Here is a 17,641-nt window from a genome sequence, read left to right on the forward strand (position 1 = left end):
GGGCTGGCCGGGCTGGCCGGCTGGCCGTCCCACCGGCCCGCTCGGGGCGGACATGCCGCCGGTGAGCGGCCCACCTGCCGCGGCGGAGTCGGCCGGCGGTGCGACGGAACCGGCTGGTGTGATGGAACCGGCTGGTGCGGTAGCGGTAGCGGTAGGGCCAGCCGGTGCTGCAGTGGAGGCCGACTGCCAGGTTTGGGCGGCCTCGTCCCAGACGTAGGCGCCGTCATCACTGACCCAGCGGCCATGCTCGTCGAGGCGCATCGGTCGTCCTTCGTGCCGGAGACGGACAACCCCAGAGTGCCATGCCGGCACCACACCGGAATCGACCGGGTGTCAGGGCCGGCCGGCGGTCACCATGATCTCGGCCTTCTGGAACTCCTTGAGGGTGGCGTATCCCGTCGTGGCCATGGCCGCCCGCAGGCCTCCGGCGAGGCTGCCCGCGGTCGAACCCGCAGGCGCACCAGCTCCGTTGACGATCTGTTCCAGAGTCGCCGTGACGTCCACCGGGGACCAGCTGCCGGCGGGCAGATCGCTGGACAGCACGTTCATCGGCCAGACCCCGCCCTGGCCGGGGGCGCCGTGGGCGCCGGCGAGCACCGCGTCGACCATGACCGCGTCCGCGCCGCAGGCGATCGCCTTGGCGACGTCTCCGCCGGTGCGCAGGTCTCCGTAGCCGATCACGTGGACGTACCGGCCGCCCGACTCGTCGAGGTAACGCATCCGCGCTCCGGCGGCATCCGCGATCGCGGTCGCGAGGGGAACACCTACGCCGAGCGACTCGTGGGTCCGGTCGCCAAGGCCGGACCCGACCCCGACGATCACGCCGGCGGCACCCGTACGCATCAGGTGCAGTGCCGTGGAGAACGACGCGCAGCCGCCGACCAGCACCGGAACGTCGAGCTCGCCGATGAACCGCTTGAGGTTGAGCGGCTCGGTCTGGCGCGACTGGTGTTCGGCGGAGACAGCGGTGCCGTGGATGACCAGCAGGTCGGCCCCGGCGGCCAGCACATGCGGGCACAACGCCCGGACCTTCTGCGGCCGCAGCGCCGCGGCAACGCTCACTCCGGCCTCCCGCAGTTCCCCCAACCGGCGGGCGATGAGCTCGGGGTTCACCGGGGTGGCGTAGAGCTCGCGCAGTCGGGCGTTCGCCGCCGCGGGGCCCCCGGTGGTACCGAGCTCGGTCAGCTCGGCGATCAGCGGCTCCGGCGCCTCATGCCGGGTCCACAGCCCCTCGACGTGCAGGATGCCAAGCCCACCCAGGCGGCCCAGCGCGATCGCGGACGCCGGCGAGGTGATGGCGTCCGCCGCCGCGGCCACCAGCGGCAGATCGAACCGGTAGGCATCGATCTCCCAGGCCAGCGACACGTCCCGGGGGTCCCGCGTGCGCCGCGACGGGACGATGCCGACGGCGTCGAGACCGTACGCGACCCGCGCGTTCCTGCCGATGCCGATCTCGACCTCTGCCACGCCTGCGGCCTCCTGACTGGGCCGGCAATCCTGCACCGGCAGAACACGAACGACATGCGGACGGGCGGCGCGCGCGGCACCGCCCGTCCACCCAACGTAGTGAAGCCGCCCGCCACCGCGGGCCCCGGTCAGTCCGAGTCGTTCGGGCTGACCGGGCTGTTCAGGGTGCCAGGACCGTTCGGTCAGCGCACCGAGTTGTAGTTCGGTGCCTCGACGGTCATCTGGACGTCGTGCGGGTGGCTCTCGACCAGGCCCGCGGAGGTGATCCGGATCAGCTGGGCGTCGTCCTGCAGCCGGCGGATGGTCGGTGAGCCGGTGTACCCCATCGCCGCGCGCAGGCCGCCGATGAGCTGATGCGCGACGGCGGCGAGCGAACCCCGGTAGGGAACCTGCCCCTCGACGCCCTCGGGAACGAGTTTGTCGTCGGAGAGCACGTCGTCCTGGAAGTACCGGTCCTTGGAGTACGACCGCGCCGCGCCGCGGCTGCGCATCGCCGCCAGCGACCCCATGCCGCGGTACGCCTTGAACTGCTTGCCGTTGATGAAGATCAGCTCGCCCGGGCTCTCGTCGACGCCGGCGAGCAGACTGCCGAGCATCACCGTGTCGGCGCCGACCGCGATGGCCTTCGCGATGTCTCCGGAGTACTGCAGGCCGCCGTCACCGATGACGGGCACGCCGTGGCGCCGGGCGACCTGGGCCGCCTCGTAGATCGCCGTTACCTGGGGCACTCCGACGCCGGAGACGACCCTGGTGGTGCAGATCGAGCCGGGCCCGACCCCGACCTTGATCGCGTCCGCGCCGGCCGCGATGAGCGCGGCGGCCCCGGCCCCGGTCGCGACGTTGCCACCGATGATGTCCAGCGGACGGCCACCCGAACCGACCGGAAGGTCGGCCTTGAGCCGGCGGACCATGTCGGGCACGGCCCGCTGGTGACCGTGTGCGGTGTCGACGATCAGGAAGTCCACCCCGGCGGCGACGAGCACCTGGGCCCGCTTGTAGGAGTCCTCGCCGACCCCGACCGCCGCGCCGACGACGAGCCGACCGTCGACATCCTTGGTGGCGTTCGGGTACTGGTCGCGCTTGGTGAAGTCCTTGACCGTGATCAGGCCGCGCAGCCGACCCGCGTCGTCGACGATCGGCAGCTTTTCGATCTTGTGCCGGCGCAGCAGATCCAGCGCGTCCTCGGCGGACACTCCGACCGGCGCCGTGATCAGCGGCATCCGGGTCATGACGTCCTGCACCCGGCGGGAGAAGTCCCGCTCGAAGCGGATGTCACGGTTGGTGACGATGCCGACGAGCTGACCGTCCGGCTCGGTCACCGGCACGCCCGAGATGCGGTAGCGCGCCATGAGGACGTTCGCGTCCTCCAGGGTGGCGTCCGGGCCACAGGTCACCGGCGCCGTGATCATCCCGGACTCGGAGCGTTTCACCATGTCGACCTGCTGGGCCTGCTCGTCGATCGACAGGTTGCGGTGCAGCACGCCGACCCCGCCCTGGCGGGCCATCCCGATCGCCATGCGCGCCTCGGTCACCGTGTCCATCGCCGAGGAGACCAGCGGGACCGCCAGGCTGATCGAACGTGACAACCGCGTCGATGTGTCGGCCTCGGACGGCACCAGATCGGACTCGGCCGGCAGCAGCAGGACGTCGTCGAAGGTCAGCCCGAGCATCGCGAGCTTCGGCGGGACCGGCGCGGCGTCGGCACCCAGCAGATCAGCCCCGGCGTTGGCCTGGCCGCCCACTGACATGGCCGGTACCGGCGTGGACGAGTGGGTGGCGACAGGAACGTTCATGGCACCTTCCGTTCCGGAGTGACCGGTGCCGCGGCGCTGCGGAACCGCCCGACGGCCACGGCCCCGCCGGGTGCCTGGAGTCCGGCCCGACCGCCCGGTGGACGAAGGGGAACCCGGAGCCCGGCGGGCCCCGGCCCGCGCGCGGCCATCCGGCCGTCAGGTCACGGCACATCCCCATCGTAAAGGGCGATGGCACGAGTGGGCCGGTGCCGCGTGACCGAGATCGCGGCCAGCCCACGACGTGGCCCCACCGCCGGCAGCCGGGAGCGCGGCCCGTGCCGACGGCCGTGACCACCAGCGCAGAAGGATCGTGGCCACCAGTGAAAGCGGCCATCGCCACCGGCGGGAAACCCGTCGCCCGGGGCGTTCCGGGGGCGACCGCAGGCCGCTGAACTACTCACAAGCGCCGCACAACGGTGCCGAGACTCCGAATCGGGACCACTTAGCAGTCCGGGCAAGCGTAGCGTTGTCCTCGTGAGCGACGAGCCTGTCGACCCCTTCGCGGGTGACCCCGAGGATCCGGCCGCTGAGCTCGCGCGCCTCGACTCCGCCGACGATCTCCATCTGCTCGAACCGCTGTCCCTGCACGAGCGGGAAGAGGTCCTCGCGGAGCTGGGAGACCTGGATGTCTTCCGCACGTTGCTCGAGCCGCGCGGGTACCGCGGGCTCGTGGTCGACTGCGAGGGTTGCGCTGAGCCCCACTACTTCGATTGGGAGCTGCTGGCCGGCAACCTTCGCAACCTGCTGAACGAGGGCCGTACCCGAGTGCACGAGCCGGCGTTCGCGCCCGACCACTCGTGCTATGTGAGCTGGGAATACGCCCGCGGCTTCGCTGATGGCGTCTACGAGGCCTCCGCGGCCTCGGAGGCCGACTCCCGCTGAGTTGTTCGACCGCGCGGTTTCCACCGCGCGGCGTGCGGCGGTCGGGCGATGCCGAAGGGTGCGCACCAGACCTTGGGCGCCGGGTCCCGTCAGCCAGGACCCGGTCCGTCCAGGTCGCCCGAATCGGCCGAGCTGTCTCCGGTTCGGCCGAGTTCATGGCGCCCGGCCGAGCCGTCCTGATGCCGGCACGGGTGCTGGCCGCCCCCGACGCCGGCCATGGCCCCGCGTCGGCGCGAGGCCAGGCCGCCCGCCGCTTCCCTGACACCTCGCGCTTCCCTGATCCTTCGCACTGACCTGATGCCGACAGCGCACCCGGGTCCGGTGGCATGCCGCGGATCGGCCTGCCTGCCGGGCGGTGACGCGTGCGACGGCGCCGAGTGACCCTGTTCGGGTGTCCGCGGTAGAACTTTCGGGCCATCGCGGCATTCTCCGTATACGGAAGGCCCGGCCGGGCCGAGCATCCGCCGGGGGCGCCGGCTGCCCGAACGCGAGTCGGGGCACAGATCGAGCACAGGTCGGGCACAGTCGTGTGACCAGCCGAAGTCCTGGGTAGGCGAAGGTCCTGGGTGGGCAAAGCACCATCCGGCCCATCCCGTACCTCGGCCGGGACCGCAGGGCGCCCCGGCAGCCGGGCGGGCGGTCCAGCGTGGCGCGACCAGGCGAACCGACGGTGGACGCGTCCGGACCCAGGGTGAAATTTTCATGATCCCCGGGAGGGTGACCGGTACTACGGTGACGCCGCGGCGCTTGCCGCTCAGGTCGAAAGGGGGGCTCAGGCCGATGACTGATGTTCGACGACTTCCCGGCCCCGGCGCGGAGAAGTGGGAGTGGCAGCTGCACGGCGCCTGCCGGGGGGAGAGTACGGAACTGTTCTTCCATCCCGAAGGCGAACGCGGGCCGGCCCGGGCGGCCCGGGAGGCCGCGGCCAAGGCGATCTGCGCCCGCTGTCCGGTCGTGCGGGCGTGCGGCGAGTACGCGTTGACCGCACGCGAGCCCTACGGCGTCTGGGGCGGCCTCAGCGAGTCCGAACGCGAGGGGATCCTCACCGGCCGCTCGCGGCGCGGAGTGGCTCGCCGGGTGCCGGCGCGACCCGGCCTGGCACCGGCCTGCTGACCGGTCGATCGGGCAGCCATGGTGACCGGGCGGGGGCTGATATGGCCGACATCCCCACCCGGGACATCTGATCACCCGGGACGGGTGAGGCCCCCATGGGTTGTCACCCGGCCCGGGTGGAACCCGCTGGCCGATGCCACCGAAGTACCGGTCATCGACAGCGGTGACCACAGATAGTGATCATCACTGAAACGACGACGCGGCCCGACCGAACCCCCGTTGGGGAGCTGGTCGGGCCGCATCTCGTTGGTGGGCCGCGGGGCGGCGCCGGTTACCGCTGGTCCGGTGCTCGCACCCGCGGGCCCGAGGTGGTGCCTCTGCCTTGGCTGCGCCGGTCAGAAACCGGGGCCGTGCTGGTGGCTGTGCCCGTGGCCATGCCCGTGGCTGTGGCCATGCTCGTCCTGCGCCTTGGCCGGCTTCTCGACGACGAGGCTCTCGGTGGTGATGAGCAGCGCCGCGATCGACGCGGCGTTCGCCACGGCCGAGCGGGTGACCTTGACCGGGTCGATGATGCCGGCTGCGATCAGGTCGGTGTACTCGCCGGTCGCGGCGTTGTAGCCGTGACCGGGCTTGAGCTCCTTGACCTTGTTGACGACGACCGCGCCCTCCTGGCCCGCGTTGCGCGCGATCCAGGCCAGCGGGGCGTCCAGCGCGGAGCGCACGACCTTCACGCCGGCAAGCTCGTCGCCGGTGCGACCGAGGCCATCGTCGAGCACCGAGGTGACGTGCGCGAGGGCGGCGCCGCCACCGGCGACGATGCCCTCCTCGATGGCCGCGCGGGTCGCCGAGACGGCATCCTCGAGCCGGTGCTTCTTCTCCTTGAGCTCCACCTCGGTGGCGGCGCCGACACGGATGACCGCGACCCCGCCGGCCAGCTTGGCCAGCCGCTCCTGGAGCTTCTCCCGGTCCCAGTCCGACTCGCTGGCCTCGATCTCGCCCTTGAGGTTACGAACCCGCTCGGCGACCGCGTCGGCGTCACCGGCGCCGTCGACCAGGGTGGTGTTACCCGCGTCGACGACCACGCGCCGCACCTGGCCGAGGTCGGCCAGGGTCGCCGCGTCCAGGGACAGGCCGACCTCGGAGGCGATGACCTGACCGCCGGTGAGCACGGCGATGTCCTGCAGCAGCGCCTTGCGGCGGTCCCCGAAGCCGGGCGCCTTCACCGCGACGACCTGGAAGGTCTTGCGGATCGTGTTCACCACCAGGGTGGACAGCGCCTCGCCCTCGATGTCCTCGGCGATGATCAGCAGTGGCTTGCGCTCCTGCACGACCTGCTCGAGCAACGGCAGAATCTCGGTCAGCGCCGCGATCTTGCCCGGGTAGAGCAGGACATAGGCGTCCTCGAGCACCGCTTCCTGGGAGTCGGCGTCGGTGACGAAGTACGGCGAGATGTAGCCCTTGTCGAACTGCATCCCCTCGGTGAGCTCAAGGTCGAGCCCGAGGGTCTGGCTCTCCTCGACCGTGATGACGCCGTCCTTGCCGATCTTGTCGATCGCCTCGGCGATCAGCTCGCCGACCCGGACGTCCTGCGCGGAGATCGCCGCCACCTGGGCGATGGTCTCCTTCGCGCTGACCTCGATGGCCTGCTCGAGCAGCGCCGCGGAGACGGCCTCGACCGCAGCCTCGATGCCGAGCTTGAGCGACAGCGGCGCGGCACCCGCGGTGACCTGCTTGAGCCCGAAGCGAACCATCTCCTGGGCCAGCACGGTTGCCGTGGTGGTGCCATCCCCGGCGACGTCGTTGGTCTTGGTGGCGACCTCCTTGGCGAGCTGTGCGCCAAGGTTGCGGTAGGGGTCGTCCAACTCGACCTCGCGCGCGATGGTCACCCCGTCATTGGTGATCGTCGGCGCGCCGTAGTTCTTGTCGATGACGACGTTGCGCCCGCGCGGGCCGATCGTCACCTTCACCGCGTTGGCAAGCGCGTTGACGCCGTCCTCGAGCGCGTGACGGGCGTCCTCGTTGAACGTCAGAATTTTCGGCATACCTGAGGGGTCCTCCCGACATCGATTGCCGGTAGCGCAACGGGGGCGCGCCTCGCCGGTGCCCCGGCGGGGCACGCCCCCGTTGCGTTGCTACCGACGCACGGCCTACTTCTCGATGATCGCGAGGACGTCGCGAGCGGAGAGCACCAGGTACTCCTCGCCCGAGTACTTGACCTCGGTGCCGCCGTACTTGCTGTAGAGCACCACGTCGCCGACCTTGACGTCGAGCGGGACGCGCTTGCCGTCCTCGAACCGACCCGGCCCGACCGCGAGAACAGTCCCCTCCTGGGGCTTCTCCTTGGCCGTGTCCGGAATCACGATGCCCGACGCGGTGGTCTGCTCCGCGTCCGACGGCTGCACGACGATGCGGTCCTCAAGAGGCTTGATAGCAACCTTGGTGGCGGTCGTCACGATCGACCTCCCCCTTCCTACGCTGGATGAGAGAGCGACCCTGGCGGCCTGCCGTCGCGGGTGAACAGGCGCCTGTCGTCGCTGGCACTCTCACGTGCCGAGTGCCAACCTAGCACCCGCACCACCCACGTCAACCAAGAAGGTCGGATCTGTCAAGGCTCAGGCACGGCACTCTGCCCGGGACATACCCCGCCAACAGCGACCGGCACGCCCGTTACGCGCGCAGTCGCCGGGAACCCGAAGCTCCGGCGGCATCCCGTTTCCGGGCGCGCCGCGGCGTACCGCCTCCGGCTGCCCCTCACGACCTGCGCGACGACCTCTGACACCGATCTGTCAGCAGCAACGGACGGGAGCACGACGATGATCTGGATGTGGGAGGCCACGGCCGCCGCCGGCCGACTGGCCCAGCTGCGGGACTGGGCGATCGACGCCCTCGACGGCCGGGAGGGTGAGGTGTATCTCAGCCACCAGCGAGCCGGTGACCTGGTGGTCGCCATCATCCGCTCGGCCACGGGTACCCCCGCGCCGATGCCCGACCCGCCCCCGGGCCTTACCGCTCGGACACCTGCAGCCTGGCTGTTCGAGCAGGTGCATCCCGCTTGTGCCACAGGCCCCGACGCGGCCGCAGATGCCAGCGCGGCCAGGCGCGGCGATGCGGGGTCCAGCAGCCGTTAGCTTCATCGCTGCGGCGGCCGTCCACGCCCCCGGTCAGCCGGTGACAGCGGCTCGGTCCGGGCCCTCATGGGCGTCGATCTGCTGGCGGGCGATCTCGCAGGCAGCGGCACCGTGGGTCGGATCAACATCGAGCAGGCGGGCGACGATCCGGCGCAGCAACCGGACGAACTCCTCGCGCTCTGCGGGCTTCAGCGCGGCGAGTATCTGCTGGTCGATCAGCAGTCGCTGTTGCTGGGCCGCCGCGTGGACCTCGGCGCCCCGCTGGGTCGCGGTGAGAATGCGGGCCCGCCGGTCGGCCGGATCCGGCCGACGCTGGACCAGTCCGTCCCGCTCAAGCTCGTCGACCAAACGGACCATGACCGTCCGGTCGATCCCGAACCTGCGCGCCACCTCGATCTGGTTGCGCCCCCCGCCCTCGACGGCCGCGCCCAGTACCTGCAGTGCGCGCAGGCCACCGGGCAGTTGGCCGCAGGCAGCCGCAGACGCCTCGAGGTAGCCGTACTGCGCCTGACCCATGAGCCAGCCCAGGTCATGCCCCAGGTCCTCGGGCAGCCCCCTGCCTTCGGGCAGATCCGTGTCTTCGGACAGATCCCTGTCTTCGGACAGATCCCTGGCCTCGGTGCTGCCCACCGCGGCAGACGCCCCGGCGTCGCTCATCGTGCAAGGGTACCCGCCCTCCCCCGGTCCATCACCTCCCGAGATAAGTGCACTTGCAGACGATCTCACTCTCCAATAGTCTCTCCATCGATCTTCCATCTGCGTGAAGATTTTCAACGGAGACAATCGTGGCCGGCCCAACGTGGCCGCCCCAACGTGGCCAGCCCAGCCCGGGCCCGACATGACGCAAGAGCAACCAAAAGGACGGATCATGTCCCACCTGCTGCACATCGACGCAAGCTTTGCTCCTGAGGGCTCGACCTCGCGGGCCCTCGGTGGCGTCTTCGTCGATGCCTGGCGGGCCGCCCACCCCGACGGCACCGTCACCTACCGGGATCTGGCCCTCACGCCCCCGCCACACCTGGACTGGGAGACCGTCTCCGCGGGGTTCGTCGCGGCCGATCAGCACACGCCCGCCCAGGCCGACGCCGTCAAACGGCGCGAGGAGCTCGTCAGCGAGCTCGAGGCAGCCGATGAGTACCTGCTCACGCTGCCGATGTACAACTTCTCGGTGCCCTCCACGTTCAAGGCGTGGGTCGATCAGGTGATCATCGTCGGGCGCACGGTGCGCCAGCCTCCGGAGCCCTCGGCTCTCACCGGCGCCCGCGTCACCGTGATCGCCACCCAGGGCGGCTCGTACGCGGCCGGCACGCCCAAGGAGGGCTGGGATCACCAGCTTCCCTATGTGGCACACGTCCTCGAGTCGCTCGGCGCGACCGATGTCGAGCTGGTCCGGGTGGAAATGACGCTCGCTCCCGTCAACCCGGCGCTGGCCCAGTTCGTTGACCTGCACACGCAGAGCCGTAGCGCCGGCGAGGCCGCCCTGCGCACCCGTGCGGCCGCCTGACCCGAGCCGGCCGGCCGATCCGCGGTCGGCCGGCCGATCGATTGGTCAGGCCTCCAGCAGGGCGCGTCCTGGCAGGGCTCGCTCCCGGTCGTCGAGGAGGATGCCGTAGCCGACGGTGTCTATCGGCCGGGCCCGCATGACGAAGGCATCGCCGCCGGAGGGCTGGTAGTAGCCTCGCCGCCGGCCGATGTCGACGAAGCCGAGCTGGTGGTACAGGGCCCGGGCGGCATGGTTGTCGGTGCGGACCTCGAGTCCGCAGGAGCGGGCGCCCAGCTGACGCGCCCGGCGCAGCAGGGTGATCATCAGGCGGGCGCCGACTCCCCTGCCCCGCATCTGCGGCACGACCCCCACCGTCTGGATGTAGGCCCCGTCCTCGGCGACCGCCAGACCCGCGTATCCGACGATCGAGGTCAGAGCGTGCGTGGCGATACCGCTGGGGCGGAACAGAGCGGTCAGGTAGTACCGCTGATCGCCCTGGGCCAGCTCGGACCAGAACAGCTCGGCGCTCCAGGCATCGGCGATGAAGACGCTGCGCTCGAGGGTCGCGATCGTCTCCACATGCCACCACCGCGTCGGCAGCAGAACAAGATCCGCGACAGCCGACCCGGTGGCCGGGGACTCGGCGACCGGGGATTCCCTGGCTGGGGATTCCCTGGCCGGGGGCCGGGCTGCGGAGCCCGGCTCCGTCACGACCGGACCGGTTTCGGCGCGTGTGGCTCGGTCGCGTCCGGCCGCCGCAGGTAGAGCGGGACCAGCGGCGACGGAACGCGGCCGGCCAGCAGGTCCGCGCCGGCGAGGCCAACCAGCAGCTCCGGGCGCGGATAGCCCGCCTCCGGCACGGTGATGTCACCGCCCGCCGCCGGCAGCGCAAGCTCCGCGAAATCAGCGAACACATCCGCATACAGGGGGCGGCCGGGCCCCACTACGGTCGCCACGCCCTGAGCACGCAGGGTCTCGGCGACCTGCCCCGGCCGGCCGACCCCGGGATCACCCACCCGCACGCCATCGGCATATCGGGCCCAGTACACCTCGCGGCGGCGGGCGTCGGTGACGACAGCGGTCGCGCCGATGGTCGCGGCGCCGATCCCGTCCAGCGAGCAGACCCCGTGCACGGGAATCTCGAGCGCGTCAGCGAACGCCGCAGCCGTCACCATCCCGACCCGCAGGCTCGTGAACGGCCCCGGCCCGGCCCCGACGACGACGGCCGCCAGGTCCGACGGATGCGCATCCGCCTCGTCCAGTACCGAACGCATCGACGGTGCCAGCAGCTCGCCATGGCGGCGGGCATCGACGGTGACGACGCTCCCCCGCGGCCGGACCTGCACCCCGGCGTCGGCGCCCGCCTCGTCCGGCAGGCCCGGACCGCCGGGTGTCACAGGGATCTCGGCCGCCGTCAGCTCGGCGAGGGCCACGGCGCAGGCAGCCGTGGACGTATCAAGGGCCAGCACCAGCACCGCTCCAGCCTACGGAGGTGCACCGTGCGCCTCGGCCGCACCCCATGCCGGTCAGGGCAGCAGGCCGCGCAGGCGCTCGGTCCACGACGGGCCGGACGGGAGCAGCCGCACGGTCCGGACCTCCCCGGCCTGGTCGGCGGTGGGCCGGGTCAGCACCACCTCGAGATGGTCCTGGGCGAGCCCCTCGACGAGGCCCGCGCCCCATTCGACGATGGTCACCGAGCTGTCGGCATCCGCGTCCAGGTCCAGGTCATCGGCCTCGGCCACCCCACCGAGCCGGTAGGCGTCCACATGGACGAGCGGGAGGCGGCCGTCCAGGTAGACCCGGGCCAGGACGAACGTCGGCGAGGTGACGGTCTGGCCGATCCCGAGGCCGGCCGCGATGCCCTGTGCGAGCACGGTCTTGCCAGCACCGAGCGGTCCCGAAAGCACGATCAGATCACCGGGGCGCAGCAGGACAGCAAGCCGCCCCCCGAGCTCCCGCATCCGCTCGGCGGTCGGGACCTCGATGGCGACGGCCGTCGCCCCGCCGACAACACTGCGTGCCGGGTTCACGCTCATGGCTCCATTCTCACCACTGGCAGGCCCACCGCCGGCGAACGCACCGCCCCGCGTCGGTCATCGCGGGCATGTCCCCCGCGGGCATGTCCACGGCAGGTACCGGTCAGGCTGCGCCCAGCGGGTCGGCGGCCCGGGGCTGCGGCACGGCGGACCCGGCGACCGCGCGCCCGACCAACCGGCGGATCGCGGCGTTCACCGCGGCAGGACGCTCCAACATGATGGCGTGCCCGGCGTTGTCCTCCACGAGCAGCTCCGCCTCGGGCAGCGCCGCGGCAATCGCCCGGCTGTGGCCGACCGGGGTGATCAGGTCCGCGGCGCCGACGATGATCAGTGTGGGAGTCGCCGCGAACCGGTCGACGGCGGCGAGCCGGTCGTTGTCGAGCAGGGTCGGCAGGAAGGCCGCAATCACCTCAACCGGAGTCTGCGAGACCATCGCCTCCAGGAAGGTGATGACGTCGGGTGACAGATCGGTGTCCCCGAAGGCGATCCGGCGGGTCACCTCCCAGGACAGGTCGCTGCCGCTGCCACGCAGGTGCTCGAGTACCCCGGACGCCCGCCGCATGCCGACCGCGACGCCGGGCACCACCCGACGCACGACCCCGGTCAGCAGCGCCGCCGGACCCAGGGTGGCCCGGGCGAGCTCCGAGGCGCTGGTCGACAGCAGGGCCACCCCGATGATCCGATCGCCGAACAGCTCCGGGTGCTCCTCGGCCAGCCCGAGCACCGCCATCCCGCCCATCGAATGGCCGATCAGCACGATCGGCCCCTCGGGCACCCGCTCGCGGATGACCCGGTACAGGTCGTCGGCGAGCACGTCGATGGTGCAGTTGCCGACGACGGACGGCCCGGAGCGGCCGTGCGCACGCTGGTCGAAGAACACCATCCGGCCGAGGTCGGCGAGCTCGCGCTGCTGCAGGAACCAGCTGTCGGCGCGCACACAGAACCCGTGCACGAACACCAGCGTGAGCGGCGCGTCCGCCGGGCCGGTCTCCTCGACGTGCAACGGCACGCCGTCGTTGGCGATCACCGTGGTCACCCGGCCGCCGATCTGCGCGGCTTCGAACGGCTCCGCCATGTCCGTCCGCAGGCGGCGGCGGTGGATCGCCCGGCGTTCGGCGACAAGACCGGCGGCGGCCACCCCGACCACTCCGAGCGAGCCGGTGAGCGCCCGTGCTGCCCGGGATCCCGCCACCGCGCCGACCGACCTGACCATCCCCGCCTCCGTCCACCGCACAACCCGGCTCCTCCGGGCTGCCCTGAACCGATGATGCCTCGCACATCCGACACAGGCAGGTTTGCCGGGATCCGTCCGCGCCGATGGCCCGAAGCCGACGAGCAGCTCAGGACGGCGGGGACAGCCGGGACGGCGGGACAGCCGGGAAGGCGGGACAGCCGGGAAGGCGGGACAGCCGGGACGGCCGGGAAGGCGGGTCCGGCCGGACCGGCCAGCCGCTCAGGACGCCGGTCCGGCCAGGGCGGGGTCGATCAGGCGAAGCCGGGCATCGGGAAACCGGCGACCAGCTCGTTGACCTGCGCCCGGATCCGCTCGATCGTCGCGGTGTCACTGGCCGAGGCCGCCTTGACGACGTCGTCGATCCAGCCGGCGATCAGCGGCATGTGCGCGGTGGTCAGGCCACGGGTGGTGATGGCGGCGGTGCCGAGGCGGATACCGGAGGGGTCGAACGGCTTGCGCTTGTCAAACGGCACGGAGTTGTAGTTCAGCTCGATGCCGGCTGCGTCCAGCGCCTTCGCCGCGGGCTTGCCGCCGATGTCCTTGTTGGTCAGGTCGATGAGGATCAGGTGGTTGTCGGTGCCGCCGGTGACCAGGTCGAAGCCGCGCTCGACCAGCGCCTCGGCCAGCGCGCGGGCATTGGCGACGATGGCGTGGGCGTACTCGCGGAACGACGGGGTCGCCGCCTCCCGCAGGGCCACGGCGATGGCCGCGGTGGTGTGGTTGTGCGGGCCGCCCTGCAGACCGGGGAAGACCGCCTTGTCCAGGGCCGCGGCATGCTCGGCGTCGGACATCAGCATCGCCCCGCGCGGGCCGCGCAGCGTCTTGTGGGTCGTGGTGGAGATCACCGGGGCGTGCCCGACCGGGGAGGGATGCGCACCCCCGGCGATGAGGCCGGCGATGTGCGCGATGTCCGCGACGAGGACGGCGCCGACCTCCCGGGCGATCTCGGCGAAGGCCGGGAAGTCGATCGTGCGCGGGATCGCCGTGCCACCGCAGAAAATCACCTTCGGACGCTCGGCCCGGGCGAGGTCGCGCACCTCGTCCAGATCGATCCGCCCGGTGTCGGCCCGCAGCCCGTAGCGGACGCTGCGAAACCACTTGCCGGTCGCCGACACGCTCCACCCGTGGGTCAGGTGCCCGCCCATCGGCAGCGCCAGACCCATGATCGTGTCCCCGGGCTGGGCGAACGCCAGGTAGACGGCGAGGTTCGCCGGCGAACCCGAGTACGGCTGGACGTTGGCGTGCTCGACGCCGAACAGCGCCTTCGCCCGGTCGACGGCGAGCGTCTCGATCGGGTCGACGACCTGCTGGCCCTCGTAGTAGCGCTTCCCGACGTACCCCTCGGAGTACTTGTTGGTCAGCACGGAGCCGGATGCCTCGAGCACCGCGGTGGACACGTAGTTCTCCGAGGCGATCAGCCTGATCGACCCGTGCTGACGAACAGCTTCGGCCTCGATCAGACCAGCGATCTCCGGGTCGGCGACGGTGAGCTCGGGAAGGGGCGGATTGTGCACAGTGACCTCCGGCATGTCTTGTTCGGCCGGAGGCACCCAGACGCGCGGCACCGACCGCTCATCGCTCCCCGGTGGTCGATTCCACCTCTGTGCGCCAGTCGCGACTGCGCCCTGATTCTAGTCGCCGGCTGGTCGTCGGCGCACGGGCCCCCGACCGGGTCACGTCCGGGCCGGTCTGTCCGGCCGACCGAATCACGTCCGGACCGCGATGCCCGGCCGAGCGCGACGACGTCCTCTACCGTGGAGGGACCGCCCATCGATAGTGATCACGGAGGCAGACACATGAAGCTGTCGTGGCGCAGGCACCGGGAGCACGTCACCGTGAACCCGAGCCGCACGCTCACCGGCCCCGCACGCGCCGCCGCGCTCGGCGTCGCCGACGAGACCGAGCCAGAACCCACCGTGACGACCCCCGGCGCAGGTGTCGGCGCAACCGTGCTCGCCGCAGCACCCTCCGCAGCAGCGGGGCCGGGCTCACCGTCGGGCGCAGCGGCCCCGACCGGGTCACGGCCGGTCATGCTGACCCTCACCACCCGGGCCCACGTCGAGCAGGCCGAGCAGGAGGCCGCGGCGAGCGCCGCCCAGCCGGTACGGCGCCGGATGGAACGCGGCATGTTCGGCGGTGACGCGCCCACCGGCGGCGGCTGCTCCTCCGGCGGCTGCGGCTGAGATCGGCGCTCAGCCGGGACCGGCGATCAGCGGTAGACGCGGGGGACGCGCGCGCCGATCCGGGAGACGATCTCGTAGTTGATGGTGCCGGCGACCACGGCCCAGTCGTCGGCGGTCGGCTCACCACGATCGCCCGGTCCGAACAGGATCACCTCGTCTCCGGGTGACACCTGGTCGTCCCCGACGTCAAGGACGAACTGGTCCATGCAGACGGTGCCGGCGATGCGTCGCCGGCTGCCCCCGAACAGCACCTCGCCGCGGTTCGTCGCCGCCCGGGGGATGCCGTCGGCGTAGCCCAGTGGGACCAGGGCCAGGGTGGTCGGCTGATCGGTGGTGTAGCGGTGGGCGTAGGACACGCCGGTGCCGGCCGGCACTCGCTTGACCAGGGCGGCGTGGCTGACCAGCGTCATCGCCGGACGCAGGCCGAAGCGGGCCGGCGGGCCGACCTCTGGGCCGGGTGACAGCCCGTACACCGACACGCCCGGGCGGACCAGGTCGAAATGCGCCTGCGGGCTGACCAGGGTGGCCGCGGAGTTCGCCAGATGGCGCACCGTCGGCGTGAGGCCCGCCTTGTCGGCAAGATCGACGGCGTCGCGGAACGCCCCGATCTGGGTCTGCACGGTCGGATGCCCCGGCGCGTCGGCGAAGGCCAGGTGGCTCCACACGCCGTAGGCCTCGATGACTCCCTCGGCCTGCAGCCGAGCCGCGTCGTCGCACAGGTCGGGCCAGTCCGCCGGGGTCGCGCCGGCCCGGCCGAGTCCGGTGTCCGCCTTGAGGTGCACCCGGGCCCGCCGACCGACCCGCCGGGCGGCCGCGGCGATCTGCCGCAGCGCCCAGGGCGCGGATGCCGACAGGTCGATGTCGGCCGCGATCGCCGCGTCAGCCTGCTCGTCGGGAGTGATGAGCCAGCACAGCACCGGCACGGTGATCCCGGCGGCCCGCAGCGCCAGCGCCTCCTCCAGAAACGCCGTGCCCAGCCAGCTCGCCCCACCGTCGAGCGCGGCCCGGGCGCACGGCAGCAAGCCGTGGCCGTAGCCGTCGGCCTTGACCACGGCCATGGTGGCGGCCGGTCCGGCCCGGTTCACCAGGGCGGTCACCGAGTCCCGCACCGCGTCGAGCTCGATCGCCGCATACGTACGGGTGACGGGCCCGCCCAGGGCATCGGTCCGCTGTTCACTCACCCGCACAACGCTACCGGCAGTGACGACCATGGCCACCTGACGGGTGGGGGCGCGGCCGTCCGCGGACCGGGGGCGTGAGCAGGTCGGTGAGGGTGGCGGCCAGCAGACGGGGGAGGTCGCCGGCGGCCAGGGGCAGGGGGCCGTGCGCGACAGCCCGTTCGGCGGCGCGGCCGTGCAGGTGGGCGCCCACAGCGCCGGCGAGCGCGATGGGCAGGCCGGCGGCGGTCAGCGAACCGACCAAGCCGGTGAGCACGTCGCCGCTGCCGGCGGTGCCGAGCCAGGCCGAACCGGTCGTGTTCACCCAGGCGGCGCCGGTCGGCTCGACGACGAGCGTGCGCGCGCCCTTGAGCAGGATGACCGCGCCGGTGTCGGCGGCGGCCCGACGCACGGTCCGCAGTCGGTCCGCGGCCAGCTCGTCCGCGGCCTTCGCCACGTCCCAGCCGAGGGCTCGCCCGACCAGCCGACCGAACTCGCCCTCGTGCGGGGTGATCAGGACCGGCGCGGCTCGATTCCGCAGCCGGGTGCGGTCGGCGGCGAGCAGGTCGGCTAGCGGGTCCAGGGCGCCGGCATCGACGATCAGCGGGACGTCCCGCCCGAGCAGCGCGTCGACCAGCGCGCGGGTGTCGGGACCGGGTGCCAGGCCGGGGCCGATCGCATAGGCCTGAACCCGTCCGGCGGCGAGCAGGGCAGCCTGGTCGCCGGGGGCGATCTCGGTGACCACCGCCTCCGGATGCGCCGCGCGGACGTGGTCCCCGGCTCGTCCACGGGGCCCCGAGACCGGATCCGGTCGTCCTTCGGTGACGACCCGCAGATAACCGGCGCCGCCACGCAACGCCCCGCCGACGGCGAGCACGGCCGCGCCGGGATAGTCGTCGCTGCCGGCGACTATCCCGAGCACGCCACGACGATATTTCGACGCCGTCTCGTCGGGCACCGGCAGCGCGGCGCGGACGTCGACGTCGTCGAGTGCGCGCAGGTCGGGCTCGGGCAGGGCCAGGCCGATGTCGACGAGCTCCACCGGCCCGGTGTGGGCGGCTCCCGGCATCAGCCACAGCCCGCGCTTGTAGGTCCCGAAGGTGACCGTGGCACTGGCCCGCACCGCGTCGCCCGCGACCGCGCCGGTGTCGGCGTCCACCCCGCTGGGCAGGTCGACGGCGACGGTGCGCTCCGGCGCTGCGAACGCCGCCAGGCGGGCGTGCGC

At 72.2% G+C, this 17,641-nt stretch carries 17 protein-coding genes, 1 pseudogene and 1 riboswitch; of the genes and pseudogenes, 5 read left to right on the top strand and 13 right to left on the bottom strand.

The window, feature by feature from the left end:
* From ND747_RS15145 to guaB, 3 genes and pseudogenes are all read right to left on the bottom strand, one after another.
* Positions 1-261 (bottom strand): annotated as a pseudogene (locus ND747_RS15145) (hypothetical protein); the annotation flags it as partial.
* Between the two features lie 72 nt (positions 262-333).
* Positions 334-1,467: a GuaB3 family IMP dehydrogenase-related protein gene (locus ND747_RS15150; RefSeq protein WP_251734268.1), complete on the bottom strand. Its 1,134-nt coding sequence runs from the start codon at positions 1,465-1,467 to the stop codon at positions 334-336.
* 182 nt (positions 1,468-1,649) lie between these two features.
* A complete protein-coding gene (gene guaB, locus ND747_RS15155; protein ID WP_285900573.1) occupies positions 1,650-3,215 on the bottom strand; it encodes an IMP dehydrogenase in 1,566 nt (521 codons plus the stop codon).
* 519 nt (positions 3,216-3,734) lie between these two features.
* Between guaB and ND747_RS15160 the strand changes: the two genes are divergently transcribed.
* Positions 3,735-4,142, top strand: a complete 408-nt coding sequence (locus tag ND747_RS15160; RefSeq protein WP_251734269.1) for a DUF5319 domain-containing protein — start codon at positions 3,735-3,737, stop codon at positions 4,140-4,142.
* Positions 4,143-4,922: 780 nt separating this feature from the next.
* Positions 4,923-5,255: a WhiB family transcriptional regulator gene (locus tag ND747_RS15165; RefSeq protein ID WP_251734270.1), complete on the top strand. Its 333-nt coding sequence runs from the start codon at positions 4,923-4,925 to the stop codon at positions 5,253-5,255.
* A 335-nt stretch (positions 5,256-5,590) separates the two neighbouring features.
* On the opposite strand, the gene groL is transcribed toward ND747_RS15165, so the two are convergent.
* Together groL and groES are read right to left on the bottom strand one after the other, a co-directional pair.
* On the bottom strand, positions 5,591-7,237 hold the full coding sequence (gene groL, locus ND747_RS15170) for a chaperonin GroEL (protein ID WP_251734271.1): 1,647 nt from the start codon (positions 7,235-7,237) through the stop codon (positions 5,591-5,593).
* Between the two features lie 105 nt (positions 7,238-7,342).
* The gene (gene groES, locus ND747_RS15175) at positions 7,343-7,651 is read right to left on the bottom strand and encodes a co-chaperone GroES (RefSeq protein WP_035921112.1); all 309 of its coding nucleotides are present in this window, start codon (positions 7,649-7,651) and stop codon (positions 7,343-7,345) included.
* 366 nt (positions 7,652-8,017) lie between these two features.
* On the opposite strand from groES, the gene ND747_RS15180 reads away from it, so the two are divergent.
* A complete protein-coding gene (locus ND747_RS15180; RefSeq protein WP_251734272.1) occupies positions 8,018-8,323 on the top strand; it encodes a hypothetical protein in 306 nt (101 codons plus the stop codon).
* Positions 8,324-8,356: 33 nt separating this feature from the next.
* Here the strand turns inward: ND747_RS15180 and ND747_RS15185 are convergent, their stop codons facing one another.
* Positions 8,357-8,980 carry a MarR family winged helix-turn-helix transcriptional regulator gene (locus ND747_RS15185; protein WP_251734273.1) on the bottom strand — a complete coding sequence of 208 codons (624 nt, stop codon included), beginning with the start codon at positions 8,978-8,980 and terminating at the stop codon, positions 8,357-8,359.
* A 211-nt stretch (positions 8,981-9,191) separates the two neighbouring features.
* On the opposite strand from ND747_RS15185, the gene ND747_RS15190 reads away from it, so the two are divergent.
* On the top strand, positions 9,192-9,827 hold the full coding sequence (locus tag ND747_RS15190) for an FMN-dependent NADH-azoreductase (RefSeq protein ID WP_251734274.1): 636 nt from the start codon (positions 9,192-9,194) through the stop codon (positions 9,825-9,827).
* Between the two features lie 45 nt (positions 9,828-9,872).
* Here the strand turns inward: ND747_RS15190 and rimI are convergent, their stop codons facing one another.
* From rimI to glyA, 5 genes are all read right to left on the bottom strand, one after another.
* A complete protein-coding gene (gene rimI, locus ND747_RS15195; protein ID WP_251734283.1) occupies positions 9,873-10,409 on the bottom strand; it encodes a ribosomal protein S18-alanine N-acetyltransferase in 537 nt (178 codons plus the stop codon).
* Positions 10,410-10,513: 104 nt separating this feature from the next.
* Positions 10,514-11,281 carry a tRNA (adenosine(37)-N6)-threonylcarbamoyltransferase complex dimerization subunit type 1 TsaB gene (gene tsaB, locus ND747_RS15200; protein ID WP_251734275.1) on the bottom strand — a complete coding sequence of 256 codons (768 nt, stop codon included), beginning with the start codon at positions 11,279-11,281 and terminating at the stop codon, positions 10,514-10,516.
* A 51-nt stretch (positions 11,282-11,332) separates the two neighbouring features.
* Positions 11,333-11,767 (bottom strand): tRNA (adenosine(37)-N6)-threonylcarbamoyltransferase complex ATPase subunit type 1 TsaE, encoded by a 435-nt coding sequence (gene tsaE, locus ND747_RS15205; protein ID WP_374216237.1) that lies wholly within the window; start codon positions 11,765-11,767, stop codon positions 11,333-11,335.
* Positions 11,768-11,945: 178 nt separating this feature from the next.
* Complete coding sequence (locus ND747_RS15210; RefSeq protein ID WP_251734277.1) at positions 11,946-13,055, bottom strand: alpha/beta fold hydrolase; 1,110 nt, start codon at positions 13,053-13,055, stop codon at positions 11,946-11,948.
* Positions 13,056-13,327: 272 nt separating this feature from the next.
* The gene (gene glyA / locus ND747_RS15215; protein ID WP_251734278.1) at positions 13,328-14,605 is read right to left on the bottom strand and encodes a serine hydroxymethyltransferase; all 1,278 of its coding nucleotides are present in this window, start codon (positions 14,603-14,605) and stop codon (positions 13,328-13,330) included.
* Between the two features lie 12 nt (positions 14,606-14,617).
* Positions 14,618-14,702: riboswitch (ZMP/ZTP riboswitch) on the bottom strand.
* 170 nt (positions 14,703-14,872) lie between these two features.
* Here glyA and ND747_RS15220 point away from each other — a divergent pair.
* Positions 14,873-15,259, top strand: a complete 387-nt coding sequence (locus ND747_RS15220) for a hypothetical protein (RefSeq protein WP_251734279.1) — start codon at positions 14,873-14,875, stop codon at positions 15,257-15,259.
* Positions 15,260-15,285: 26 nt separating this feature from the next.
* Here ND747_RS15220 and alr read toward each other — a convergent pair whose 3' ends face one another.
* Both alr and ND747_RS15230 read right to left on the bottom strand, forming a co-directional pair.
* Positions 15,286-16,440 (bottom strand): alanine racemase, encoded by a 1,155-nt coding sequence (gene alr / locus ND747_RS15225; protein ID WP_251734280.1) that lies wholly within the window; start codon positions 16,438-16,440, stop codon positions 15,286-15,288.
* A 10-nt stretch (positions 16,441-16,450) separates the two neighbouring features.
* On the bottom strand, positions 16,451-17,641 hold a 1,191-nt coding region (locus ND747_RS15230), incomplete at its 5' end, for an NAD(P)H-hydrate dehydratase (protein ID WP_251734281.1).

It is taken from the genome of Frankia sp. R82, from assembly GCF_023716925.1.
In the GTDB taxonomy this organism is placed as follows: Bacteria; Actinomycetota; Actinomycetes; order Frankiales; family Frankiaceae; genus Frankia.